Raw genomic sequence first — 23,260 nt, 5'->3', positions numbered from 1 at the left:
ACGAGCGAATCCCGCGGAATCCTAATCCTGCAGGAAGGGGTTCGAGACCCGCTCCTCGCCGAGCGTGCTGGTGGGGCCGTGGCCGGGGATGAAGGCGACGTCGTCGCCCAGCGGCAGGACCTTGTCCCTGATCGCCCGGATCAGCTGCTCGTGGCTGCCGCCGGGCAGGTCGGTGCGCCCGACCGAGCCCTTAAACACCACGTCGCCCACCAGGGCGAAGCGCGCGTCGCGGCTCATGAAGACCACGCTGCCGGGGGAGTGGCCGGGGGCGTGCAGGATGTCGAAGGCGAGGCCGCCGACCTCGACCACGTCGCCGTCGGTCAGCCAGCGGTCCGGCGTCACCACCCGGGCGCCGTCGATGCCGTAATTGGCCCCCGTCTCCGGCAGGCTGTCGAGGAGGTAGCGGTCGGCCTCGTGCGGCCCCTCGATCGGCACGCCCAGGCGCTCGCGCAACTCGGCCGCGCCGCCGGCATGGTCGATATGCCCGTGGGTGAGCAGGATCTTCTCGATGGTGATGCCCTGGGCGGCGATCGCCGCCTCGATCCGGTCGAGGTCGCCGCCCGGATCGACCACGGCCCCGACCTTGGTCTCGTCCGACCAGATCAGGGTGCAGTTCTGCTGGAAGGGGGTCACCGGAATGATTCCGGCGCGGGGCGTGCCTGGCATCAAGGGTCTCGCGGGATGGCGCCGCGGCGGTGCGGCTGGCCGCCCGCCCCGGCAGGGGGTCGGCGCCGCTCCGGCGCCGAGGGAGGCCTGTCTAGCCCGAGATCGGCGCGGGCGCGAATCGGTCGCGCTGGCCGCGGGCGCGGTTCCGCCGCGCCCGCGGCGGCCTCTTGGTCAAACTTCGGCCTCGCCACGGGACTAACGGAGCCTTAACCACGGTCCGGCCGCACCGCCTCGCGGGCCGACCCGTTCCGCTTTCCCTCTCCCCATCCGGGCCCCTTGCGCACATGCTGAAAACCGCCTTCGTCGCCGCACGGGACCGGCAGCGCCTCGGGGAGATCGCGTCCGTCCTCATCGGCTTCGGCGTCACCAAGGTGGTCGAGCGCCTCGGCCTCGCCCAGGTGGCGCGCCTCGCCAAGCGCCGGACGCCGCAGGTGGACATCGCCCGCCTGTCGCAGCCCCAGCGGGTGCGCCGGGCGATCGAGACCCTGGGGCCGACCTTCGTGAAGCTCGGCCAGATCCTGGCGAGCCGGCCCGACCTGCTCACCCCGGAATGGACCGAGGAGCTGGAGAAGCTCCACAGCCAGGTCTCGCCGATCCCGTGGGAGCGCATCCGGCCCCAGCTCGAGGAGGATCTGGGCGGCCCGGCCTCGGAGATCTTCGCCGAGTTCGACACCACGCCGCTCGCCGCCGCCTCCATCGCCCAGGTCTACCGCGCCCGCCTGCAGACGGGCGAGGAGGTGGTGGTGAAGGTGCTGCGGCCGGGCCTGCGCAAGACCATCGAGGCGGACTTGCGCCTGATGGGCCACGCCACCCGCATCGTCGTGGACGAGTGGCCGGAATTCGGCCGCTACCAGCCCCAGGAGCAGATGCGCCACCTGGCCAGCGGCCTCTACGGCGAGCTCGACCTGATCAACGAGGCGCGCAACTGCGAGACCATTGCGGCGATCTTCGCCGACCGCGACGATATCGTGGTGCCCAAGATCCACTGGGAATGGACCTCCGAGCGCGTGCTCGTGCAGGAATTCGTGCACGGCATCCCGCCCAACGACCATGCCCGCCTGGATGCCGCCGGCTACGACAAGGTGCTGCTCGCCCAGAAGGGCACCGACGCCTTCCTGCAGATGGCCCTGATCGAGGGCGTGTTCCACGCCGACCCGCATCCCGGCAACATGCTGATCATGCCGGACAACCGGATCGGCTTCATCGATTTCGGCATCATCGGGCGCCTGTCCCAGCGCCGGCGCACGCAGCTCCTGATGCTGATCGGCGCCATGCTCAAGGAGGATTCCGACGGGCTGATGGCCGTGCTCCTCGACTGGAGCGGCTCGAGCAACCCGGACCTGACCAAGCTGGAAGCTTCCTCGCAGGCCTTCGTCGCCCGCCACACCGGCGCCACCCTCGATTTCGGGGCGCTGCTCACCGACTTCATGACCATGGCCCGCGAGAACGACCTCGCCATGCCCACCGACCTCGCCATCCTGTTCAAGGGGCTGGTGACGGCCGACGGGGTGATGCGCCAGCTCGATCCCGGCTTCGACCTGTTCTCGGCCGCCGGCCCCACCGTGCGGCGCAAGCTCGCCTCGCAGTTCTCGATCAAGGGCCTCACCCGCAAGGTCGAGGCGGTGGGCGCCGGCCTGTTCGGCGCGGCCTCCGAGCTGCCGACCCTGATCCACCTGATGCTGGTGCGCCTGAAACAGGGCCGCGTCACCGTCGAGATCGAGCTCAAGGGCATCGAGAAGCTCACCCGCGGCATCGAGCGTGCCGCCGCCCGCATCGCGGTGGCGCTCATCGTCGCCGCCTTCGCGACGCAGCTCGCCCCCCGCTTCATGGACCTCGGCACGCCGGCCTTCATCACCGTCGGCGCGGTGGTCTGCGTGATCGGGATCGGCTGGCTCGTGCTGCTGGGGCGCAACAAGTAGCGGGTGGGGCCATCCTCAGGACGTCGCGGCGGGCTAGGCCTCGCGGGGGCGGACATCGGAGTCATCCACCGTGGCGTGCGCCTTCGACAGGTCGTGGGCGTTCTGCAGGTTGAGCCAGAACTGCGGTGCCGTTCCGAACCGGACGCCGAGCCGGATCGCGGTATCGGCAGTGATGCCGCGCCGCCCGCGGATGATCTCGGAGACGCGGTTGGGCGGCACGCCGATCTCCGCCGCGAACTGCCGGGCGGAGAGGTGAAGCGGCGTCAGGTACTCCTCGACGAGGATTTCGCCGGGATGGGTGCGGATGCGGGCCATGGCCGATCTCCTGGGTCATCGCGCGATCAGGTCTGCGGTCGAGGCACCGCGGGTAGGTTCCGTGAGGTTGTAATTTCCGTGGTGAAAATTACCTGAGGTTTGCATCTCTCAGTGGGCTGCCAACGAAAGGAAGTGTGCACCATGGCTGATCGCGCCGTCAGGAAGACCGGAAAGAACGCTCAGGGCGATATCACGGCGCTGTGCAACGATGGCGATGCGTGGTCGCCCCGCCGCAAGCAGGACGCCATCAACGACATCGAGACCGGACTTCACACCTATCACGTGCCTTGGACCAACGGACGGACCGAGATCCGGGTCGTCCAGGGGCCGAACGGCAAGTATCTGCGCACGGATCGGGATCAGACCACCCGGAACAACCTGGACGATCTTCCGGATTGCTGACTCCGTTCAGGGTCCGGGCGTGAACCCCGCGGCGGCCCGGCTTCCGGCGGGGCCGCCGTCCCGGAAGCGCGCATCGCAATTCTGTGGCAGAACGCGCGTCAGGACGAGGCCCACAAGTGCAGAGTCTCGTTCCGCGCCTGGGCGGGTTTGCGTCGATCCCCATTCCTCGACAGATCGACCGCCACCGGCGGGATCTCATGGCCCAGCAAGGTGAAATCCGGAAGCTTGAGCGGGGCGACCTCCTTCAGGCTATCCGGGTCATGCCTCAGCTTCTCACGCAACTCCATGAGGAGCCGCCCCAAGACGTTCCTGCCATGGAAGTTGCCGTTGCGGCCCCTGATTGCGCCCCAAAAATCGTCTTTTCGAGAATCCTCGACGATCGCTCTTTCGCTCGTTGCGAGAAGAAGATCTCCGAAGCTTGTCCAGTTCTGCGCCAGCTTGACCCGAAGACACCACTTCATGACGGGCACGCGCAGGTCGTCCCAGTGCTCACGACTGTCGTTTCGATAGGGTTTTGAGCGCATCTTCGCCGTCATCGGGCTGACCTGCTCCACGATGAGCTTCTGGACCTCGGGGCGATGCGGGAACCGGCACGCCTGATAGAGAGCTTCCGAGGTGCGCAACGATACCCCGGCCACCCGAAGCGGAAAGCCGGGTGCCATGTTCGACAGGCCACCGAACGCCTCGCCCGTCTTACGAAAGGCGACGACCTCGTCGGCGCGGTACATCCTCGGGTCGGGTTCGGCCATCACTTCAGTTCGTTAGCCTACGGAAGAGAGGGTACCACGGATCGCCGGCCCATAAAACCAAGGGCGCGTTGTTCGGACAGTTCCGAAATGTGACGAACAGGGTCCCGAAGCCCGTCGTCCGCATCGTCGTGTTGCCCAATGGCCTCTGGTGCACGTTTAGGTAGGGACACCTCGCACGGATCGCGACACCCATTCGAAGAAAATCCTGTTCCAGAAGCTCTCGCCCTTGGCTCGATGAGAAGAATTGCTTCGGCCCTAAGCTGTTGCCGGTTCGCCAGATCTGGTCTTTGCCGAGCGATTGGACATAGGCCACGACGTCGGGATCGCCTCCGGGACCGGTCGGCCTTAGGACATCCGAGTCGTCGCATCGAAAGAGACCGTCCTCGATCTCAATCTCGCACACCCAGCTTGATGTAATGTCTTTGTGTGAGGCAGCGATTGCTTCGGCCAGTCTCTTCTTCGTGAAATAAGTGCCCTGCGTATGCCGGGCAGCGAGCGCGACGAGAAGCTGTGCCTTCTGCGGCGCCGCGCCCTTGATCCAATGTTGCAGATCGGTACCGAGCCGGCCCCCGGAGAACAGTCCGTCGTCCAGGTAGAGAAAGTGATTTCCCTGGCCGCAGGCCGCGATCGATATCCCGCATTCCTCCTGCAGCGTCGCATCGAACAGAGCGAGGAGTTCGGTCTGCGACCGGCCGCGAGGCTGGATGTCGAGAAAATTCACCTGAGGCCAGAACGACGTCGGATCGCCATTCGTCCACGTCCTGTGGTTGATGAGGCGCCTGAGGAAGCGCGTCACGTCCGCGCGGGAAAAGTATGTCTTTCCCAGGACATGCTCCATCTCGGCAAGGATCGGTTGCTGGAGGCCTTCTGGAAATTGAGTGATCCATCGGTCGACATGGTCGGGCGTAGGTGGCGGCAAATCACCGGCACGGTAGTCTTGTGTCATCGCTGCGATCGATTGCAGCAGCCTGGCCCGTTCGGGCATCAAGTCCTCCCGCCATTCGGCGTCGGGTCTCGCCGCCCAACCCCATGATCGGGAAATCCTACTTGTAGTTGTATAGCTTGGCAATCGTTCAAGTTGCGAACCGAGGACGTTTCCCTTGCGAAGGCGTCACCGCTCGCCGGCACCCTGCATTGTCAGGTTGACCCTGTCTCCCGCGCCCACGGCGTTCAAAGGGCCCTTGCGGGCGTCGCCTGTCGGGTGGAGCGGCCCCCTCACCCCACCCGCCGCTTCAGCGGCGCGTCGAGGCCGCCGACGCGGAACCAGTGGTAGCCGTAGCGTTCCATCATCAGGCAGTGGCGGCCCGCGTCGTCGGCCTCGCAGCGGCGGCCGGTGAGGAGGTCGACGAGGATCCGGCCCTCCGGTCCCTCGACCCCGGCCGAGAGTTCGATCTCCATCGGCGTGCCCGCGAGGTTGTGCACGCAGAGCACGGAATTACCCTCCCAGTCGTAGCGGATCGCCAGGATCGCCGGCGAGGCCGTCTCGATCACCGCGAAGTCGCCCCAGCCGATCTCCGGCACCTCCTTGCGGGTGCGGATGATGCTCTCCATCCAGTTCAGGAGCGAGCCGCGGTCGTGGCGCTGGCTGGCCACGTTGACGTGGTCGAAGCCGTAGGCGCCGCTGCCGATCACCGGCAGGGTCGGGGTCTCGCTCTTGGTGAAGCCGCCCTGGGCCTCGGCGCTCCACTGCATCGGCGTGCGGGCGCAGTCGCGCTCCTTGAGCGAGAGGTCGTCGCCCATCCCGATCTCGTCGCCGTAGCGCAGCACCGGCGTGCCCGGCAGGGTGAACATCAGGGAATAGGCGAGTTCGATGCGCTGCTGGTCGCCCCCGAGCATCGGGGCGAGGCGGCGCCGGATGCCGCGGTCGTAGAGCTGCATCCCCTTCTCGGGTCCGAAGGCGGAGAACACCGCCTGGCGCTGGGCCTCGGTGAGGCGTCCGAGGTCGAGCTCGTCGTGGTTGCGCAGGAACACCGCCCACTGGGCCGAATCCGGCCGGTTCCAGGTCTTGCGCATCGCCTTGGCCAGCGGGCGTCCGTCGCCGGCGGCGAGCCCGTAGAACAGGGCCTGGTTGACCTGGAAGTTGAACAGCATGTGGAGCCGGTCGGCGTCGGCGCCGAAATAGTCCAGGTCCTTCCTGGGCAGGATGTTGGCCTCGCCCAGGATGATGGCGTCGCCCTGGCGCCACTGCAGGAACTCGCGGAAGTCGCGCAGCATGTCGAACTGCTCGTCGGGCTCGCCCGTGACGTCCGGCCCCTTCTTGGCGATGACGAAGGGCACCGCGTCCATGCGGAAGCCCGAGACGCCGAGCTGGATCCAGAAGCCCATGATCTTCTGGATCTCGGCCCGCACCGCCGGGTGGGCGGTGTTGAGGTCCGGCTGGAACGGCATGAAGCGGTGGAAGTAGTAGGCCCCCGCCTTGGCGTCCCGGGTCCAGGTCGTGGTCTGGACGCCGGGGAAGACCATGCCCTCGTCGGCGTGCGGCGGGCGGGTCTTCGACCAGACGTACCAGTCCCGGTAGGGTGAGTCGGGGTCCGAGCGGGCGGACTGGAACCAGGGATGCTGGTCCGAGGTGTGGTTGACCACGAGGTCGATGAGGACGCGCAGGCCCCGCTGCTTGGCCGCGTGGGTGAAGGCGACGAAGTCGCCGAGCGAGCCGTAATCCGGGTCGACGCCGTAATAGTCGGCGATGTCGTAGCCGCCGTCGCGCTTCGGCGAGGGCTGGAACGGCATCAGCCAGATCGCCGTGATGCCGATGCCCTGCAGGTAGTCGAGCCGGCGCTCCAGCCCGGCGAAGTCGCCGATGCCGTCGCCGTTGCCGTCGAGGAAGGTCCGCACCGACAGGCAGTAGACGACGGCGTTCTTGTACCAGAGGTCCTTGATCATGCCGTCGTCCCCGCGGGCGGGCGCCCGGGATCCAACGCGGATCCCCGGGCCAGCGTTGCCGTGCGCGGCGCCGGGGGCGGGAGGCCGCGAGCGCGGCCCCGCCGTCCTTAAATCAGCCGCCTTGTGCAGCGCATCTGCCACGCTCCGGCGCGCGGTCTCGGCTATGACCGTGCGGCCCCGACCGCGCCACGCCCAACCTCCGGTATCCCGGCCCGCATGAACATCATCCTGATCAAGCTGTTCGCCACCGCGCTGACGCTCAGTCAGGTCACGACGCGGCCGGATGCGGTGAAGACGCAGTTCGATCCCGTGGCCGACAAGGGCCAGGTGGTGCAGATCCTGCGCGACGGCTGCGCCCACATGCGCAAGGCCTTCGACATCGAGGACATCAACCTCGACGAGCTGATCTCCACGGCCATGGAGGACCCGAGCGCGGTGGCGGGCGCCAGCGCCCCGAAGATCCTGCACGGCCTCGACATCGGCGAGCTGAACGTCAGCTACCGCCAGTTCTGCAAGGGCGAGAACCCGAAGGACTCGCCCTTCGACGCGGCCGAGGTCATCGCCTTCTACAACAAGGCGGTGGCCGACCTGCCCTCCGCCGAGGCTCTGAAGGAGCGCAACCTCCCCGGCGCCAGCCTCATCCTCGACGGCGCGGGCAAGCGCTACGCCGAGGCCTTCGAGGCCAATGGCCGGCGCCTCAGCGTGCCCATCGCCGAGGTGCCGGTGATGGTGCAGAAGGCCTTCGTGGCGGCCGAGGACAAGCGCTTCGAGACCCACAAGGGCATCGACGAGCGCGGCGTGATCCGGGCTTTCATCGGCAACCTCGCCTCGCCGGGCCGCCCGGCCGGCGGCTCCACCATCACCCAGCAGGTGGTCAAGAACCTCTCGGTCGGCGACGACGTCACCTACGAGCGCAAGATCCGCGAGATGATCGTGGCCTCCCGCCTGGAGCACATCCTGTCGAAGCCCGGCATCCTCGAACTCTACCTCAACGGCATCTATCTCGGCCGCGGCGCCTACGGCATCGAGATGGCCGCGCGCAGCTATTTCGGCAAATCGGTGGGCCAGCTCACCGTGCCGGAGGCCGCGCTGCTCGCCGGCATGCCCAAGGGGCCGAACTTCTACAGCCCCGACAAGTATCCCGACCGGGCGCGCGAGCGCCGGGCCTACGTGCTCGCGCGCATGAAGGAAGAGGGCCTCATCACCGAGGCGCAGCTCGGCGAGGCGGCCAACGCGCCCCTCGGCCTCAAGCCGATCGAGGCGGCCCGGCGCGATTCCGGCTTCTACTTCGTCGACCACCTCGCCCGCGAGGTGCGCACCTTCGCGGGCGTCGAGTCGCTGACCGCCGCGAGCCACGTGGTACGCTCCACCCTCAATGCGGGCCTGCAGACCGCCACCGAAACGGCCCTGCAGGAGGGGCTCTCCACCTACGAGCGTTCCACCGGCCGCGCCCGCTACGAGGGGCCGGAGCTCAACCTCGCGGACGCGGTGCGCAAGCTCGCGGCGGCGGTGCCCGCGGCCGAGGCCTCGCCGCTGGGCGTGCCCCTCCTCACGGGCGATCCGGTCAAGCCCGTTCCGCCCCCCAAGACCCGGGCCGAGCGCAAGGCGGCCGCCGAGGCCGAGAAGGCCGCGCCCAAGGTCGAGCGCCCGAAGCCGGCCTGGCAGCGGGCGCTGGAGACCGCTCGGCCCGTGCTCTACGACGTGCACTGGCCGCTGGCCGTGGTCCTCGAGGCCGGGCGCGGCGGCGCCGCGAAGGTCGGCCTCGCCGACGGCCGCACCGCCAGCCTGGAGCCCGGCCCCGCGCGCGGAAAGCTCCAGCCCTACGACGTGGTGCGGGTGAAGCTGCGCGATCCCGGGGCGAAGGTGCCGCGCGCCGACCTGCGGGTCCGCCCGGCCGTCCAGGGCGCCGCCCTGGTGCTGGAGAACCGGACCGGGCGCATCCTCGCCATGGCGGGCGGCTTCTCCTATCCGGTGAGCCAGCTCAACCGCGTCACCCAGACGGTGCGCCAGCCGGGCTCGACCCTGAAGCCCCTCACCTACCTCGCCGCGCTCAATGCCGGCCTGCAGCCCAACACCCTGGTGATGGATTCCGCCATCACCCTGCCGCCCATCGGCGGGGTCGGCGATTCCTGGTCGCCGAAGAACTACGAGGGCTCCGGGGCCGGGGCCACGACCCTGCGCCGGGGCCTCGAATTCTCGAAGAACCTCGTCACCGCCCGCCTGCTCCAGGGCGGCATCGCCGACAAGGCGCCGGCCAGCCTCCAGAAGGTCTGCGACCTCGCCCTGGAGGCCCAGATCTACGCCGAGTGCGAGCGCTACTACCCCTTCGTGCTCGGCGCCCAGCCGGTGCGGATGGTGGACCTCGCGGCGTTCTACGCGGCGGTGGCCAACGAGGGCGCCCGTCCGGCGCCCTACGCCCTGGAATCCGTCGAGCGCGACGGCAAGACCCTCTATACCCGCGAGGCGCGGGCGCCGGCCCGCATCGGGTCGGCCGACCGGGTGGCGTTCTACCAGTTGAAGACCATGCTGCAGGGGGTGACCAACCACGGCACCGCCGCGGCGCTCAGCCGGTTCTCGTCCGCCATCGCCGGCAAGACCGGCACCTCCGAGAACGAGAACGACGCCTGGTTCGCGGGCTTCACCAACGAGATCACCATCGTGGTCTGGGTCGGCTACGACAATGCCGACGGCACCCGCCGGACCCTCGGGCGCGGGCAGACCGGCGGCCATCTCGCGGTGCCCATCGCGGGCACCATCCTCCAGGCGGCCTGGGCCAACGGCGTCCCGCGCACCTCCCTCGCACCCCCCTCCCCGGAGGCGCGCCCGTACCTCGCCGATGCCGCCATCGACCCGCGCAGCGGCGAGCGCGTGGAGGGCGGCGGCTTCCAGGAGCATTTCCGGATCAAGGACGGCCGCATGGCCGACACCCAGTACAAGCTGCTGCCGCGCGAGACCCGGACCGCCATGCGGCCCGATCCCGAGGACGGCGACCTCGGCGCCGCGGACGACGCCCCCGACGTGGCGGGCGGCCTGTTCGGCGACCTCGACGGTGCAAGACGGGCGCAGCCCGATTACGACCCGCGTCGGGCGCAGCCCGATTACGACCCGCGTCGGGCGCAGCCCGATTCCGATCGGCGCCGGGCGCAGCCCGATTCCGATGTCCTCGATCCGTTCGGCGAGCGGCGCAATCGCCGGGCGCAGTCCGAGACCTACCAGCCCTGGCCGGGCACGCAGCGCTCGCCCTTCGGCGACGAGGAGGAGGTCCGGCCGCGCCAGCGCCGCCGCGATCCCGACTACCTGTTCGGCGACGAGCCGCGCTTCTGATACGACGGCCGCGCGATCGAAATGGGCGCCGTCTCGGCAAGCCCGCGCGGCGCTCGCGGATTACCGAACTCCGCCATCCCGATGGGATCGACCGGAGTCCGCATGAGGGCGCTTCGACCCGGGCGCCGCTCCCGACCCCCCTCTCCCGACCTCCGAGGCCCCGACGTGCACAGGCAACTTCCGGCGACCCTTCTCCTCGCGCTCGCCCTGACGGGCGGCGCCCTGCGTCCGGCGCGCGCCCAGGAGGGCATCAAGCTCCAGCCGCCCGCCGCCCCGGTGGTCTCGGAGCGGATCAAGGATGTCCCCGCCATCGAGGCGGCGGGTCTGGCGAGCCTGAAGCCCGGCACCATCCTGTTCACCGACCATCGTGACGATCCGGCCAAGCCCGAGAACGGCCTCGTGCCCTATCTCGACTGGGGCAAGCTGCGCCCCGGCGAGCGCGCGGTGCTGGCGCCGCACCCGGACTACGCCGAACCCGACTACGTGCAGACCCTCAACGGGGTCGCCAAGCGCCGGCACGAGACCCTCAAGGTCTACGTGGCGCAGGGGCGCTTCGTGGTGGCGAAGGCCCCGGAGAGCATCGACCTGGCGTCCTACGCCACCCTCGGCTTCGTCGCGAAGATGGACCCGGTGATCAAGCACAAGGCGCTCAACCCCGCCGACGCGACCCCGAACAAGGACCCGGCCGCCGCCTTCGCCAAGCGGCCGGACCGGCCCTGGTGCGAGGTCGGCACCACCTGCATCGAGTCGCGCTACGACCTCGAGGGCAAGCTGCCGCTGGGCGTCAAGCTCGCCAACCGCCTCGAGGACGGGGCGACGAAGAAGATCGCCGAGTTCGTCTCGTTCCAGAGCGAGCTGCGCACCCTGCCCCCGGCGGAGATCGCGGCCCTGGGCAACCTCACCAAGGTCGACACGCCGGTGACCGGCGGGCTGGAGCAGACGATCTTCTGGGTCAACCAGATCCTGCGCTTCGGCAAGTTCCTGGCGGTGTTCCAGCCCATGCCGGGCGACCCGGGCAAGACCGTGGTGACCACCTACATGGCGCTGGCGATCAAGGGCGACGTCCTCGACCGCAAGCAGGAATACGCCCGCGTTCCGGTGCTCAAGAACCTGCTGCCGGCCCAGGTGCTGATGGGCAACTCGTCCTTCAACACCGGCACCTCGATCAGCGCCGGCCTGCCGACCTACGCCCGCAACCGCATGATCGCCTTCGCGGACGCGCTGGCCAAGAACTGAGGATGGGGGGATGGAGCTCCCCCCTCCCCCTTGTGGGGTGGCGTTGACGGTGGGGTGGCTCCGCTCGGGTTGAAACCCGACTCGCTTGGCCCTGCGAGGGTCTGCACCCGACGCTTTGCCGAAGCTGGGAACGTCCGCTTCGGAGCATTCAATGAGGCAGAGCTCTACGACTGGGTTAGTGATGCACTGCGCACAGGACGTAAATTCGTGACTTCGGACGTTCGCGAGGAGCAGCGGCCGTCAGCAACTCTGTCGTGTGCCTCAACGAACGATCCGAGCCGTGTGCTGAAGCCTTCGACCGCCGTCGCGAGGCTATCCCGATCGTTGCATGAAGAAGGCGACCGCCTCGTTCAGGGCTTCGGGCAGGAGGGTCATGTGAGTTCGGCCGTCGATGAGGCGGAAGGTGCTCGTCACGCCCGAGATCCGGCTCAACCGCTCCGTCATCGCACGGGTCAGTTCAACGGTGCGCGTCGATGCGAGGCGGGCGCGGCGGGCCTCCTGGTCCGGAGCGTCCCGTTGGAACGGGGCGAGCGCTTCCTCGTAGGCGCCTGCCAGCAGAAGCACGCGCGCGCCGTTTGGGCCGGCCCTCTTCAAGTCGGCGATGCTTCCGAGCACCACGGCGTCTTCCCAGTAGATGGACGGGCTGGCGGCGATCCAGTGCGAGAAGGCCGCGGGCGCCCGAGCGAGGGCGTAGAGGACGAACAGCCCACCGAACGAGTGGCCGAACACCGCCCGCCGCGATGGATCGACCTTGCAGCGCCGTGCGATCGCAGGCTGGAGGTCGTCCAAGACGAAGCGTAGGAACGCGTCGGCGCCGCCCGTCTGGACCGGAGGACCGCCGAGCTTCGACGGTGGGTAGGACCGTCCCGGCGGCGGCGTGTAGTCCCAGGACCGACGCGAGCCATCATAAGGCTCGTCCCCCGGATAGCCGATGCCGACGACGACAAAGCGCGTCGCGATACCCGTAGCGTCAGGATAGGGCGCCTGTACGCGTTCGATATCGATCGCCGTGGCCGTCACCGCGTTGCCGTCCAGCAGATACAGCACCGGCCAACCGTCCGCGGGCACCGCGCCGGGCGGAACGTAGAGCGTGATCCGCCACGGCATCTGCTTGCCGTTGCCGCCAAGATCGAAGGCGACGGCGCCGGTGAGCCGAGCCGGCTCGTCTGAAGCCGCACCGGCCAAGCTCGGCTTGAGCATCAGCCAAGCGGCGCCTGGAAGAGCCGCCAGGCCGCGCCGCGAGAGAAGTGCCCTCATCGGACACAGCTCGCGATCGACCCAACGGATGCGGAGATGGGTGCCCCGGTGCTGGGTCCGCCGTCTACCATCGGTAGATCAGGCTGCCGATGACCGTTGCTGGCGCGCCGCGATAGCAGAAGCCCGCCTGACAGGTGAAGTAATCGCGGTCGAAGATGTTGTTCGCGTTCACCTGAGCGCGGAAGCCCTTGTAGGCCGGGTCGATGGCGGCGAAATCGTAGGCGATCAACGCGTCGAACAGCGTCACCGTCGGGTTCCGGACCGTGTTCTCGTCGTTTGCGAAGCTGTTGGCGTTGAAGCGGATGCCGCCGCCGACGGTCAAGCCGCGCAGGGCCGAACTCGACGGGAACAGGTAGCTCAGGAAGCCGGTGAACGTGTCCCCGGGAATGCCGGAAAGGGCGTTGCCGTCCAGGGACTGGCCCGCGAACGAGGTCTGGCTCAGATAGCGCAGGTTGAGGTGCGTGTAGGCGAGGGTGAGGTTGGTGCCCGGCGCGAAGTTGGCGATGGCCTCCATCTCGAAGCCGCGGGACTCTACGGCGCCGGTCGCCACTTGGAAGGCGACGTTGTTCGGATCCGTGCGCAGGACGCTGCTCTGAACGATATCGAAGCCGGCGAACCCTGCCTGGATGTTCGTGCCGGGGATCAGGTATTTGACGCCGGCCTCGATCTGGTCCCCCGTCGCCGGTCTGAAGGCACGCCCGGCGGCATCGACGCCCGGCTGCGGCGCGAAGGTGGTGGCGTAGCTGGCATAGGGGACCAGCCCGGGCGCCAGGAGATAATTGAGACCGACGCGGCCCGTGAAGGCTTGGTCGTTCTGCTGGGTCGCGGCAGCGGGAGCCGCGGTCGTGGTCTGTGACACCCAGTCGTAGCGCCCGGTCAGAGTCAGCACGAAGCGGTCGAACTTGGCCTGCTCCTGCAGGTATAGGCCGACCTGATCCTGGCTCTGCGCGGTACGTGGACCCAACAGCGGCGCGAGGATCGGCTGCTGGCCGTAATTGCGCGTGACGAGGTTGAGATCGGGGGCCGCGCCGAAGCCGAAGCGATAATTGAAGTCCGAATGCGCGTAGTCGAGACCCGCCACCAGCGTATGCGCGACCGGTCCCGTGGTGATGTGCGCCTCGATCTGGTTGTCGAGCGTGATCTGGCTGAGGAACTGCCGCGAGTATCCGGTCGACCGGCTGGCGCTCGTGCCGTCGGGGCTGAGAGCGGCGATCGACGCGTAGCGATAATCGTTGCTGATGTCGTAGAAGCGGAAGTTCTGCCGGAAGACCAGATCCGCGTCGAAGCGGTGCTCGAACGCGTAGCCGACGCGTCCCTGCTTCTGCCGGAAGTCGTTGAAGGCCGGATCGCCCGAGTAAATCCGGGTCGGGCGCAGGTTCTGGTTGAAGAACGTCGTCGAGCCCGGAAGCTTGGTTTCCTGATACTCGCTCAGGAACGTGAAGGTGGTGTCGGCGGACGGCTTCCAGGTGAAGGACGGCGCGATGTAGCTCCGGTCGTCCGAGCCCCCGGGGATGAAGGTGTCTGACTGTCGCTTGATGCCGGTGACGCGGTACGCGAGCGTGCCGCCCGTGCCCTCGACCGGACCGCCGATGTCGAAATTGCCCTGGTAGCGGTCGAAGTTGCCGACCTGCAGCTGAACCTCGCCGAAGGGCACGAAGACCGGCCGCTTCGTGGTGACATCGAGGATGCCGCCGGGCGAGCCGAGCCCGTAGAGTCCGGACGCCGGTCCGCGCAGGATCGTCGCCGCCTCGATGCCGTAGGGCTCGATGCGCGGCACCGTCAGGCCCGACGCGATCTGGCGCAGGCCGTCCCGGTAGATGCCGTCGTAGGTCAGGCTGAACCCGCGGACGAAGAACGAGTCGAAGCGCGGATCGAAGCCGAAGACGTTCGAAGAGACGCCGGCCACATAGCCGATGGCCTCGTTGAGGGTCTGGACGTTGCGATCGTTGAGCGCCTCGCGGGTGAGCACGGTGACCGATTGCGGGGTTTCGAGCAGGGGCGTGTTGGTTTTGGTTGCCGTGGGGCTGACCCGGGCGGTGTAGCCGGTGATCCCGGAAGGGCCGCCGCCGCCGCCGCTGGTCGCCGCCGTCCCCCCATCACCACCGCTAAGATTCGCTCCGCTACCTGCCGCCGGCCCAGGGGAGGCCCCTTCGACGGAGAGCTGGTCGAGCCGAACGCTTCGTTCCTGAGCCGTCGCGGCCCCGGTGAGAGCCGTCGTGGCGAGCAGCAGAGCGCGGAGGGAAGAGCGATTGGGCATGGGGCACGCTGGCAGGCGCCTCGAACGGCGCAGTATCGTACTCATTGCGAGATACGACTTACGTGGCAAGTTGAAATCGTGTTATTTATCACACACTTAGAGCGCTTCAAATCTGAAGTCGTTCTAATCTAGCTCCACATAACGGCGAATAGTGAGATCTTACATAAGCCTATCATGATTGTCTTTCTTGGGCGGTTCAATCAATCTTGAGACGCTGCTTCATGGCAGTGGAATGACTGATTGTAGCGCTGAAGTCGGGTCGATGGCGGAACGTCTGCTTCAGAGCGAAGGATCAGGGGCCGCTCCCCACACACAGCAGCTCTTCGCAGGCTCGAGCGGATCGGGTTCTGACCCCGGCCTCCTCGGCCTGAGGGTCACCCAACTACCCCGCCGCCTAACCTCTCCCCACCAGGGGGGGAAGAACGCGCCTGTCGTCCAGGCCGTACGATCGCCGACGGCACCACATTGTCATTCCGGGGCGCCGTAGGCGAGCCCGGAATCCAGAGCCGCCGACTGTGCAAAGCCTTGCGCCACCTGCGCGTCTGGATCCCGGGCTCCGCTTCGCGGCCCCGGGATGACGGGGTGGGACCGAAGCCGTTCCGGCGATCGCCCCGGCTGGACGGAGTCGGGCCCCGTCGCTGCGGGCCTCGCGCTGAGGGCGGCGCGACCGCCATGCCCCCTCCCCACGAGGGGGGAAAAGGCGCGCCGGGGGAAACCGCCATCCCCTCAGTTGCCGCGGAAGGCGATCGAAGGAATCGAGGGCTGGGTGTACTGGCGGTTGACGTCGCGGCGGGTCTGGGTGCCGTTGGTGTCGCTGGACTGACGGTAGTTGCTGGTGTCGAAGGCATCCGAGATGCCGCTGCGCCCGCTCGGGCTGTCGCTGTTGCAGGCGCAGAGCCCGCCGAGGAGGGCGGCGGCGAGGGCGAGGGAAGCGAGGCGCATCGGTGTTTTCCTGTGACGAGAGCAGCGACCGTGGTGCTGCCCGGCCCCCTCGCCCGTCAAGCGAAAGGCTAACGAATCGTCTCCGGTTCCTGCCGCACTGATGTCGCCGTGCCACGAAAATGCTCACCACCTCGGCAAGGAAGCGGCGGTTCGGGGGTGAAGATGTGGAATCCGGGGGCTCCCAGGCTGGCGCTTTGCCCGCGAACACGCGAGACATAGTGCCGATGAGCAACGTCGTCCCCTTCCTCCGCCGCCCCGCCGCTCCGCCGGTCGTCGTCACCGACGTGGTGGCCGTCGCCGACGATCTCTTCGCGCTCCTGGAGCAGCTGGAGCTCGTGAGCGCCCGGGCCGCCGCCATGGGACGCCCGGCCCGCGAGGTCGAGCGGACGGTCCAGAACCTCCTGGACGCGGTGACCGCCGTGGAGCGAGCTCTCGACTGTATCGGCGAAGGCGACGAGGCGGGACAGGCCCGCTGAGGTTCGGCGCGGGACCCCGCTCCTTCATCGGCCGACGCCGCTCGGGGCCGGATTTCACGGCGTTCGTCGAACATTCCGACGGAGTTCCCATCAAAACGACAAGATTGTCTCAGCAAAAGTCTACTTGTAGACAGACGGATGCGTCGCCTCCGCGCTAGAGGCCGAAGAGACAGACGGTGAACACAGCGCGTTGCATGGGCCCGGCCTCCGATCGACTCACGGGCAATCTGCTCCTCGACGGCCTCCGGCCCGAGGATCGCGCCCTGCTCGAACCCCATCTCGACCCCCTGCCGCGGGAGCGCGGCGAATCGCTGTTCCAGGCCGGCAGCGACGTCACCGCCATCGCCTTCCCCTGCCGGCAGACGGTGGTCACGCTCATCGTCGCCATGCGCGACGGCCGCAGCGCCGAGGTCGCCACGGTGGGACGGGAGGGCGCCGTCGGCGGCGTGGTCAGCAGCGGCTTCCTGCCCGCCTCCTCCAACGCCGTCGTCCAAATCGGCGGCCCGATCCTGCGCATGGACGCGCTCCGCCTCCAGGAGGCCAAGCGGCACTCCCCGGCCCTGCGCAACCTGTTCACCCGCTACGCCGACTGCCTCCTCGCCCAGGTCCTGCAATCGGTGGCCTGCAACGCCCTGCACCCGATCGAGTCGCGCTGCCTGCGCTGGCTCCTGACCCTGCAGGACCGCATCGGCACCGACGTCCTGCCCGTGACCCAGGAGTTGCTCGCCGCCATGCTCGGAGTGCAGCGGACCTATCTCACGCGCATCCTGCGCGCCCTGCAGCAGCAGGGCCTGATCGAGGTCGGGCGCGGCCGCATCACCGTCCGCAGCCGGGCGCTGGTGGAGATGGCTGCCTGCGAGTGCCACGGCGTCGTCCGGAACCACTACGCCACGGTGCTCGGCGCGGTCTACGATCCCGGCGGCGCCCTCCTGGCGGTGGAGCCGCCGCCCGACCGGCGGGAGACCGAGGCGTCGCGCGAACTCGCGACGTCCGAACCGGCCTGACCCTCTCCCTCGCGACGATCCGATCCCCCGCCCGCCCCCGATGACGAAGCGCGCCGCAGACCAGCAGCCCGGCCCGGCCTCGACCGTCCCGTCCCCGGCCGACGCGGACGGAACGGCCGCCGTCGACCCTGCCTTCGAGCCCGCCGAGGCGGCGGCGCTCCTGCGCCTTGCCGCGGACTCGACCGGCCTCGGTCTCTTCGCCTACGACCCCGCCGCCGGGACCCTCCGCGCCGACGCCCGCCTCCGGACCCTGCTCGGCCTCGCCCGGGACGGACCCGTCGGCTATGCCGGCAGTTTCCTGGCCGCCCTCCACCCCGAGGATCGCGCCGTCGTGGACGCGGCTGTCGGCGCCGCCCTCGATCCGGCGGGCGCCGGGACACTGGACTGCACGTTCCGGGGCGTGACCTCGACACGACCCCGTTGGATACTGGCCCGCGCGCGCCGCGTGGTCGACCACGCGCGACCGGCCCGCCTCGTCGGCACGATGCGGGACGTCACCGAGACGAGGACGGCCGAGCCGACCGTCCGCCCCACCCGCGACGCCATCCGCGGCTGGGACCTCGCCACCGACACCATTCGGTGGAACGCCGACCTGGCCGCCTATGGCTGGGTGCCGGACGCGGTCGCGCCGACCTGCGCCTGGTGGCTCGCCCAAATCCATCCCGGCGACCGGTCCGGCGTCGAGGCCAGCCTGCGCAGCGCCATCGCGGGCGACGGCGAGACCTGGAGCCACGAGTACCGCTTCCTGCGCGCCGACGGCAGCTACGCCGACGTCCTCGACCGGGGAACCCTGGTCCGCGATCCGGACGGTACTGCCCTGCGGGTGATCGCCGCGATGCTCGACCTCACCGAGCGCAACCGGGTCGGCGCCCAATTCCGTGCGGTGTTCCAGGGCGCCAATGTCGGCATCGTCCAGTTCGATCCGCGCACCGTCCGCGCCTTCGCGGTCAACGCCAAGCTCTGCGAGATCTGGGGGGCGCCGGAATCCGAGATCCTCGGGCACTCGCTCGCCCGCTGGACACCGCCGGAGGACGACGACGCCCGGGCCGCCCTGCACGCGCGCCTCGCCAACGGGGAAACCCTGCAACTCCGCCTGGAGAAGCGGTACCGCCGGATGGACGGGCGCATCATCTGGGCGCGGGTCAATCTCGTCTCGCAGCGCCTGGGGGGCGACGTCCACGCCACGGCGATGATCGAGGACATCACCGAGGAGAAGCGCGCCGATGCCCGCCGCGAGGCCCTGATCGCCCTCGGCGATCGCCTCCGCGACCTGCACACCCATGCAGACGTGGTGGCGACGACGGCCGAAAGCCTGGGCCGGACCCTCGCCGTCGCCCGCGCCGGCTACGCCCAGGTCGATCCCGGTGGCCAGATCGCCTCGCTCAATCCCGACTGGACCGCCGAGGGCGTCGCGGATCCGAGTACCGTCCTCGGTCTGCCGACCGCGTCCCGCTCGACGCTGGCCGCGAGCGTCGACCGATTGGGGCGCGGTGACGTCATCAGCGTCGCCGACGTGGCGGCGACCCCCGAGCGCGTCGACGATCCGGAGGGCTATGCTCGGCTCGGGATGCGGGCGGTCATCAAGGTCCCGGTCCTGCGCTGGGGACGGCTGGTCGGCATCCTGTACGTTCTCGACCAGGAGCCCCGCGACTGGAGTGCCGGCGAGATCGCCTTCGCGCGAGAGGTGGCCGATCGTGCCTGGGGCGGCCTCACCCGGATCGAGGCGGACGAGCAGCAGCGCACCCTCAACCGGGAGCTGAGCCATCGCCTGAAGAACACCCTCGCCATGGTCCAGGCCATCGCCTCGCAGACCCTGCGCAGCGTCACCGATATCGAGGCGGCCAAGGAAGCCCTCGCCGCCCGCCTCATCGCCTTGGGCAAGGCGCACGACATCCTGCTCGATGGCGTGCACGAGAGCGCCGACATGGAGGCGGTGATGCGCGGTGCTCTCTCGATCCATGACGATCGCCAGCCCGGCCGCTTCCATGTCTCGGGGCCGCCTGTCCTTCTCGGATCGAAGGCGGCCTTGGCTCTCGCGCTCATGCTGCACGAGTTGGCAACCAACGCGGCCAAGTACGGCGCCCTCTCGGTTCCGGATGGCCGCGTCATCCTGGCCTGGAGCCTCGACGATGGCGCCGCCGGCACCACGGTACGGCTCACCTGGTCGGAGACGGATGGGCCCCGCGTCACGCAGCCGACGCACAAGGGGTTCGGCTCGCGGCTGATCGAGCGCGGCCTCGTCGGTGCCGTCGGCGGCGCCATCAGCCTCGAATACCTCCCGGGCGGCCTCGTCTGCCGCGTGGTGGCCCCGCTCGAGGGCTTCCAGGCTGGTGGGTGAGCGCCTGAGAACGTGACCGACATCGCGCGTCCTGCGCGTAACCCACGCATTGCCGCTGCACCGCACCTTGGGCTAGAGGGCGGGACCATGTGGACACGCCTTGCCCATCCCGGCCACTTCCTGCGCTGGACTCAGCCCGCGATGCCCTGGCTCGCCGGACTGTCGGGGTTGCTGCTCGTCATCGGCCTGTATCTCACTTGGTTCGTCGTGCCACCCGACTACCAGCAGGGTGAGACCGTGCGGATCATGTACATCCACGTGCCGGCGGCCTGGCTCGGCGTCTTCTTCTACGGCGCCATGGCGATTTCCGCCGTCGGAACGCTGGTCTGGCGTCACCCCTTGGCGGACGTCGCCCAGCGTGCCGCTGCTCCGATCGGAGCGGCCTTCACGCTGATCTGCCTCGTGACCGGGTCGCTGTGGGGTAAGCCCATGTGGGGGACCTACTGGGTCTGGGACGCGCGCTTGACGTCGATGCTCGTGCTGTTCCTGATCTATTGCGGGATCATAGCCCTGTGGCGGACGATCGAGGACCCGAACCGGGCCGCACGCGCCATCGCCATCCTCACTCTGGTCGGCGCGGTGAACCTGCCGATCATCAAGTTCTCGGTGAACTGGTGGTCGACCCTGCATCAGCCCGCCTCGATCATGCGGATGGGTGGGTCGTCCATCGATCCGAGCATGCTCTATCCACTGCTGGAGATGATCCTCGCCTTCACCCTTCTCGGCGTCACACAGCATCTCTATGCCATGCGCACGGAAATCCTGCGTCGCCGCGTCCGTGCGCTGACCCTTCGTGAGGCCGAGCGCCTGGATGCCGGCCCGGTACCCGGCCGGGACCTGCCGGTAGGCCATGCGCCGATCGGTCGGGTCGTCGAGGGACTGTGAGCCTCGCGTCGATGTACGCCCGAAAGTTGCGCGTCTTCGAACCCTCGTTAATGTGGTCCCGACCATGAATCTCGGCCAACATGCCGGCTACATCCTGGGCGCCTACGCCTTCGCCACTCTGGTGATCGCCGGATTGGTCGTCCACGGCTTGCGCGATCACCGAGCCCAGAAACGGGCCCTGGAGCGCCTTCAGGGCGAGTTAAAGGATGGTGCGGGGGCCCGGTCGTGAGCGCGCCTGAGCCCGCCGTAAAGGCTCCGGAGCCGGCCCGACGCTCCCTCCTGGTGATCCTGCCCCTCATCACCTTCGCGGTCCTCGCCGGCATCTTCTTCCTGCGGCTGCGCTCCGGCGCCGATCCAGCCGCCATTCCCTCAGCGCTGATCGGCAAGCCGGCGCCCGCCTTCACCCTTCCCGGCATGCCGGGTCTTGCCCCTGGCGGATCACCCGTCCCCGGCCTGTCGCGCGCCGATCTCCTGGGACAGGTCACGGTGGTCAATTTCTGGGCTTCGTGGTGCGCGCCCTGCCAGATCGAGCACCCGCAGCTCATGCGTCTGGCGCGCGAGCCCGGCATCCGCTTGGTGGGCATCGACTACAAGGATACCCCGGAGAACGGGCGCCGCTTCCTGACCCGGAACGGCGTTCCTTTCCAGGCGGTTGGCATGGATTCGGAGGGGCGAACCGGAATCGATTTCGGCGTCTACGGCGTCCCCGAGACCTTCATCATCGGACCGGATGGTACCATCCGCGACAAACTCGTGGGCATCCTCACGCCGGAGAGCTATCCGGGCGTGCTCGATCGGATCCGCTCCATCGGAGCGCCGCCTCCGTCCCGCTGACCCGCCGGGTGTTCAGCGCCCCGACCGGATCAGTCGGCGGTACTCGGTCTCGGGCACACCATAGCTGTCGCCGGCCGCGACCTTCAGCTTGGTCCGGTCGAGCACCTGCACGTGCGAGCGTCTGGCTTTGATCATGCCGGCCCCCTCGAGGCTGTGGATCGCTGTCGTCACGCCGGGTCGGCGTACACCGAGCATCGTCGAGAGGAACTCGTGAGTGACCGGAAATTCATCCCCGTCCACTCGGTCGTGGCACATCAACAGCCAGCGAGCGAGGCGTTCCTCCAGGGTGTGGCTGCCATTGGAGAGGGCGGTTCCTGCGGTCTGGAGATGGGCCACGTAAGCATAGTGAGCAAGGAGCCGACGCAGGTTCCGTCGGTCCTCGATGAGGCGCAGAAAGGCTGCGGCTTCAATCCGCCAGGTGTCCCCCTCGATCTGCACGAATGTCTCGTGCGGCGTCCGGTCGACGTCGAGCAGAAGCGGGACCCCGACCATGCCCTCCGGCCCGGTGATGCACACCTCGATGCGACGCCCCTCTGGTGTAGCGGCAATCTCCGAAGCGATTCCTGACTCCAGAAAATAGACGTGCGTGATCGGCTTGTTGGCAGCGATCAGGATGTCCCGGCGTCCCATTGCCACGCCCTCCGATGCGGCGTGGATCGCCGCATAATCATCGGGGCTAAGGATACTGAGGAGGTGGTTTCGAACGTAGCGCTGGGACGGCACCGGCATGAAACGTGGTGGCTCGTTAGAGCAGCCTTTAAACGTTTTGCTGCTCGGATAGGGGACGAACGTCTCTCATAGCCGGATCCAGGTTCTAATAAACCGCATAGGATGCCATTTGTACTATGTCGTACAATTCGCATGGCCGCGCTTCGTCTGATGGTGCTTCGCCCAGCACGCTACCGGACGATGAAAACCCGATTTCGAGCAGCATCTTTCCGGATTGATCCGTGACTTCAAAAGTGCGGCTGTCCCAAAGGTCTGGACCGCCGGAGGTTTTCGGATCGGGATCCGCGATCGTGCCGTGCTCCTGGTGATCGCCGGTGCGTCCTACGGTGCTCCGGAGGCCGAATACGCTCGCCTTCTTCAGGACGTCTGAGGAGCGGCACCCGACCGGATATCCTCAGGCTGGACCCACGCCCGCATCCGGCTCCTTGCGCTCATGGCGCATCAGGAGCGGCGTCTGAGCCAGCGCGAACGCAATGGTCAGTGGCATGATGCCGAAGACCTTGAAGCTGACCCAGAAATCCTCCGTCTGGGTGCGCCACACCACCTCGTTGATGGCTGCCAGCACCAGGAAAAACACGCCCCAGCGAAAGGTGAGCTTGCGCCAGCCGTCTTCCGTGAGGGCGAACATCGAGTCGAGCACCACCGAGAGCAGAGACTTGCCGAAGGCGAGGCCGCCCAGCAGCACCAGGCCGAACAGTGTGTTCACGATGGTGGGCTTCATCATGATGAAGGTCTTGTCCTGGAGCGCCAGGGTGAGGCCACCGAACACCACGACCACCACGCCGGACACCAGAGGCATGATGGGGAGGCGCCGCATCAGTGCGTAGTGGATGCCGAGTGCCACCACGGTGGCGGCGATGAAGATACCGGTGGCCACGAACAGCTTCTGGTCGGGATGCACACCGAGGCGCTCCGCGTAGGCGTTCCCGAAGAAGAAGACCATCAGCGGCCCGAGCTCGAGGACGAGCTTGAGGAGGGGTGGAAGGTGGCGGTGCGGGGGAACGGCTTCGATCTGCATGATGTCCATCTTAGGAGATTGCGGGC

At 68.3% G+C, this 23,260-nt stretch carries 20 protein-coding genes; 10 read left to right on the top strand and 10 right to left on the bottom strand.

Annotated features, from left to right (window positions below):
• Nucleotides 1-21 precede the first annotated feature (21 nt).
• Nucleotides 22-666, bottom strand: a complete 645-nt coding sequence (locus ACLBWX_RS14385; RefSeq protein WP_447677718.1) for an MBL fold metallo-hydrolase — start codon at nt 664-666, stop codon at nt 22-24.
• A 284-nt stretch (nt 667-950) separates the two neighbouring features.
• On the opposite strand from ACLBWX_RS14385, the gene ACLBWX_RS14380 reads away from it, so the two are divergent.
• The gene (locus ACLBWX_RS14380) at nt 951-2,585 is read left to right on the top strand and encodes an ABC1 kinase family protein (RefSeq protein ID WP_447677717.1); all 1,635 of its coding nucleotides are present in this window, start codon (nt 951-953) and stop codon (nt 2,583-2,585) included.
• 33 nt (nt 2,586-2,618) lie between these two features.
• Here ACLBWX_RS14380 and ACLBWX_RS14375 read toward each other — a convergent pair whose 3' ends face one another.
• Entirely contained in the window at nt 2,619-2,900 is a 282-nt protein-coding gene (locus ACLBWX_RS14375) for a HigA family addiction module antitoxin (RefSeq protein WP_447677716.1), read from the bottom strand.
• Nucleotides 2,901-3,041: 141 nt separating this feature from the next.
• On the opposite strand from ACLBWX_RS14375, the gene ACLBWX_RS14370 reads away from it, so the two are divergent.
• Nucleotides 3,042-3,302, top strand: a complete 261-nt coding sequence (locus ACLBWX_RS14370; protein WP_447677715.1) for a DUF3892 domain-containing protein — start codon at nt 3,042-3,044, stop codon at nt 3,300-3,302.
• A 98-nt stretch (nt 3,303-3,400) separates the two neighbouring features.
• On the opposite strand, the gene ACLBWX_RS14365 is transcribed toward ACLBWX_RS14370, so the two are convergent.
• From ACLBWX_RS14365 to ACLBWX_RS14355, 3 genes are all read right to left on the bottom strand, one after another.
• Nucleotides 3,401-4,051: an NADAR family protein gene (locus ACLBWX_RS14365; protein ID WP_447677714.1), complete on the bottom strand. Its 651-nt coding sequence runs from the start codon at nt 4,049-4,051 to the stop codon at nt 3,401-3,403.
• Between the two features lie 4 nt (nt 4,052-4,055).
• On the bottom strand, nt 4,056-5,036 hold the full coding sequence (locus tag ACLBWX_RS14360) for a phosphoribosyltransferase-like protein (protein WP_447677713.1): 981 nt from the start codon (nt 5,034-5,036) through the stop codon (nt 4,056-4,058).
• A 230-nt stretch (nt 5,037-5,266) separates the two neighbouring features.
• Nucleotides 5,267-6,934, bottom strand: a complete 1,668-nt coding sequence (locus ACLBWX_RS14355; RefSeq protein ID WP_447677712.1) for an alpha-amylase family protein — start codon at nt 6,932-6,934, stop codon at nt 5,267-5,269.
• A gap of 216 nt (nt 6,935-7,150) precedes the next feature.
• On the opposite strand from ACLBWX_RS14355, the gene ACLBWX_RS14350 reads away from it, so the two are divergent.
• Together ACLBWX_RS14350 and ACLBWX_RS14345 are read left to right on the top strand one after the other, a co-directional pair.
• The gene (locus ACLBWX_RS14350; protein ID WP_447677711.1) at nt 7,151-10,258 is read left to right on the top strand and encodes a penicillin-binding protein 1A; all 3,108 of its coding nucleotides are present in this window, start codon (nt 7,151-7,153) and stop codon (nt 10,256-10,258) included.
• 165 nt (nt 10,259-10,423) lie between these two features.
• Complete coding sequence (locus tag ACLBWX_RS14345) at nt 10,424-11,494, top strand: hypothetical protein (protein ID WP_447677710.1); 1,071 nt, start codon at nt 10,424-10,426, stop codon at nt 11,492-11,494.
• A gap of 312 nt (nt 11,495-11,806) precedes the next feature.
• Here ACLBWX_RS14345 and ACLBWX_RS14340 read toward each other — a convergent pair whose 3' ends face one another.
• The 3 genes from ACLBWX_RS14340 to ACLBWX_RS14330 all read right to left on the bottom strand — a co-directional run bounded on the left by ACLBWX_RS14340 (nt 11,807) and on the right by ACLBWX_RS14330 (nt 15,950).
• Nucleotides 11,807-12,694, bottom strand: coding sequence for an alpha/beta hydrolase (locus tag ACLBWX_RS14340; RefSeq protein WP_447677709.1), 888 nt, complete (start codon nt 12,692-12,694; stop codon nt 11,807-11,809).
• Nucleotides 12,695-12,815: 121 nt separating this feature from the next.
• Complete coding sequence (locus tag ACLBWX_RS14335; protein ID WP_447677708.1) at nt 12,816-15,008, bottom strand: TonB-dependent siderophore receptor; 2,193 nt, start codon at nt 15,006-15,008, stop codon at nt 12,816-12,818.
• A 726-nt stretch (nt 15,009-15,734) separates the two neighbouring features.
• Entirely contained in the window at nt 15,735-15,950 is a 216-nt protein-coding gene (locus tag ACLBWX_RS14330; protein ID WP_056469719.1) for a hypothetical protein, read from the bottom strand.
• Between the two features lie 224 nt (nt 15,951-16,174).
• Between ACLBWX_RS14330 and ACLBWX_RS14325 the strand changes: the two genes are divergently transcribed.
• The 6 genes from ACLBWX_RS14325 (at nt 16,175) to ACLBWX_RS14300 (ending at nt 21,487) form a co-directional block, all read left to right on the top strand.
• Complete coding sequence (locus tag ACLBWX_RS14325) at nt 16,175-16,426, top strand: hypothetical protein (RefSeq protein ID WP_056220000.1); 252 nt, start codon at nt 16,175-16,177, stop codon at nt 16,424-16,426.
• A gap of 194 nt (nt 16,427-16,620) precedes the next feature.
• Entirely contained in the window at nt 16,621-17,430 is an 810-nt protein-coding gene (locus ACLBWX_RS14320) for a Crp/Fnr family transcriptional regulator (RefSeq protein WP_447677768.1), read from the top strand.
• 40 nt (nt 17,431-17,470) lie between these two features.
• The gene (locus tag ACLBWX_RS14315) at nt 17,471-19,768 is read left to right on the top strand and encodes a PAS domain-containing protein (protein ID WP_447677707.1); all 2,298 of its coding nucleotides are present in this window, start codon (nt 17,471-17,473) and stop codon (nt 19,766-19,768) included.
• Between the two features lie 87 nt (nt 19,769-19,855).
• Nucleotides 19,856-20,653, top strand: a complete 798-nt coding sequence (locus ACLBWX_RS14310; protein WP_447677706.1) for a heme ABC transporter permease — start codon at nt 19,856-19,858, stop codon at nt 20,651-20,653.
• 64 nt (nt 20,654-20,717) lie between these two features.
• A complete protein-coding gene (gene ccmD, locus ACLBWX_RS14305) occupies nt 20,718-20,882 on the top strand; it encodes a heme exporter protein CcmD (protein ID WP_447677705.1) in 165 nt (54 codons plus the stop codon).
• The gene (locus ACLBWX_RS14300; RefSeq protein ID WP_447677704.1) at nt 20,879-21,487 is read left to right on the top strand and encodes a DsbE family thiol:disulfide interchange protein; all 609 of its coding nucleotides are present in this window, start codon (nt 20,879-20,881) and stop codon (nt 21,485-21,487) included. The genes ccmD and ACLBWX_RS14300 overlap by 4 nt, the downstream gene beginning before the upstream one ends.
• A gap of 12 nt (nt 21,488-21,499) precedes the next feature.
• Here ACLBWX_RS14300 and ACLBWX_RS14295 read toward each other — a convergent pair whose 3' ends face one another.
• The gene (locus tag ACLBWX_RS14295; protein WP_447677703.1) at nt 21,500-22,216 is read right to left on the bottom strand and encodes a Crp/Fnr family transcriptional regulator; all 717 of its coding nucleotides are present in this window, start codon (nt 22,214-22,216) and stop codon (nt 21,500-21,502) included.
• Between the two features lie 394 nt (nt 22,217-22,610).
• Nucleotides 22,611-23,234, bottom strand: a complete 624-nt coding sequence (locus ACLBWX_RS14290; RefSeq protein ID WP_447677702.1) for a septation protein A — start codon at nt 23,232-23,234, stop codon at nt 22,611-22,613.
• Nucleotides 23,235-23,260 lie beyond the last annotated feature (26 nt).

The organism is Methylobacterium sp. M6A4_1b, from assembly GCF_053345175.1.
This window is presented reverse-complemented; position numbering and strand designations above follow the sequence as displayed.

What these genes read in the sequence shown, in the direction of transcription:
- ACLBWX_RS14385 (WP_447677718.1), bottom strand. Translation starts at nt 666, where the DNA reads ATGCCAGGCACGCCCCGCGCCGGAATCATTCCGGTGACCCCCTTCCAG.
- ACLBWX_RS14380 (WP_447677717.1), top strand. Translation starts at nt 951, where the DNA reads ATGCTGAAAACCGCCTTCGTCGCCGCACGGGACCGGCAGCGCCTCGGG.
- ACLBWX_RS14375 (WP_447677716.1), bottom strand. Translation starts at nt 2,900, where the DNA reads ATGGCCCGCATCCGCACCCATCCCGGCGAAATCCTCGTCGAGGAGTAC.
- ACLBWX_RS14370 (WP_447677715.1), top strand. Translation starts at nt 3,042, where the DNA reads ATGGCTGATCGCGCCGTCAGGAAGACCGGAAAGAACGCTCAGGGCGAT.
- ACLBWX_RS14365 (WP_447677714.1), bottom strand. Translation starts at nt 4,051, where the DNA reads ATGGCCGAACCCGACCCGAGGATGTACCGCGCCGACGAGGTCGTCGCC.
- ACLBWX_RS14360 (WP_447677713.1), bottom strand. Translation starts at nt 5,036, where the DNA reads ATGCCCGAACGGGCCAGGCTGCTGCAATCGATCGCAGCGATGACACAA.
- ACLBWX_RS14355 (WP_447677712.1), bottom strand. Translation starts at nt 6,934, where the DNA reads ATGATCAAGGACCTCTGGTACAAGAACGCCGTCGTCTACTGCCTGTCG.
- ACLBWX_RS14350 (WP_447677711.1), top strand. Translation starts at nt 7,151, where the DNA reads ATGAACATCATCCTGATCAAGCTGTTCGCCACCGCGCTGACGCTCAGT.
- ACLBWX_RS14340 (WP_447677709.1), bottom strand. Translation starts at nt 12,694, where the DNA reads ATGCTCAAGCCGAGCTTGGCCGGTGCGGCTTCAGACGAGCCGGCTCGG.
- ACLBWX_RS14335 (WP_447677708.1), bottom strand. Translation starts at nt 15,008, where the DNA reads ATGCCCAATCGCTCTTCCCTCCGCGCTCTGCTGCTCGCCACGACGGCT.
- ACLBWX_RS14330 (WP_056469719.1), bottom strand. Translation starts at nt 15,950, where the DNA reads ATGCGCCTCGCTTCCCTCGCCCTCGCCGCCGCCCTCCTCGGCGGGCTC.
- ACLBWX_RS14325 (WP_056220000.1), top strand. Translation starts at nt 16,175, where the DNA reads ATGAGCAACGTCGTCCCCTTCCTCCGCCGCCCCGCCGCTCCGCCGGTC.
- ACLBWX_RS14320 (WP_447677768.1), top strand. Translation starts at nt 16,621, where the DNA reads ATGGGCCCGGCCTCCGATCGACTCACGGGCAATCTGCTCCTCGACGGC.
- ACLBWX_RS14315 (WP_447677707.1), top strand. Translation starts at nt 17,471, where the DNA reads ATGACGAAGCGCGCCGCAGACCAGCAGCCCGGCCCGGCCTCGACCGTC.
- ACLBWX_RS14310 (WP_447677706.1), top strand. Translation starts at nt 19,856, where the DNA reads ATGTGGACACGCCTTGCCCATCCCGGCCACTTCCTGCGCTGGACTCAG.
- ccmD (WP_447677705.1), top strand. Translation starts at nt 20,718, where the DNA reads ATGAATCTCGGCCAACATGCCGGCTACATCCTGGGCGCCTACGCCTTC.
- ACLBWX_RS14295 (WP_447677703.1), bottom strand. Translation starts at nt 22,216, where the DNA reads ATGCCGGTGCCGTCCCAGCGCTACGTTCGAAACCACCTCCTCAGTATC.
- ACLBWX_RS14290 (WP_447677702.1), bottom strand. Translation starts at nt 23,234, where the DNA reads ATGCAGATCGAAGCCGTTCCCCCGCACCGCCACCTTCCACCCCTCCTC.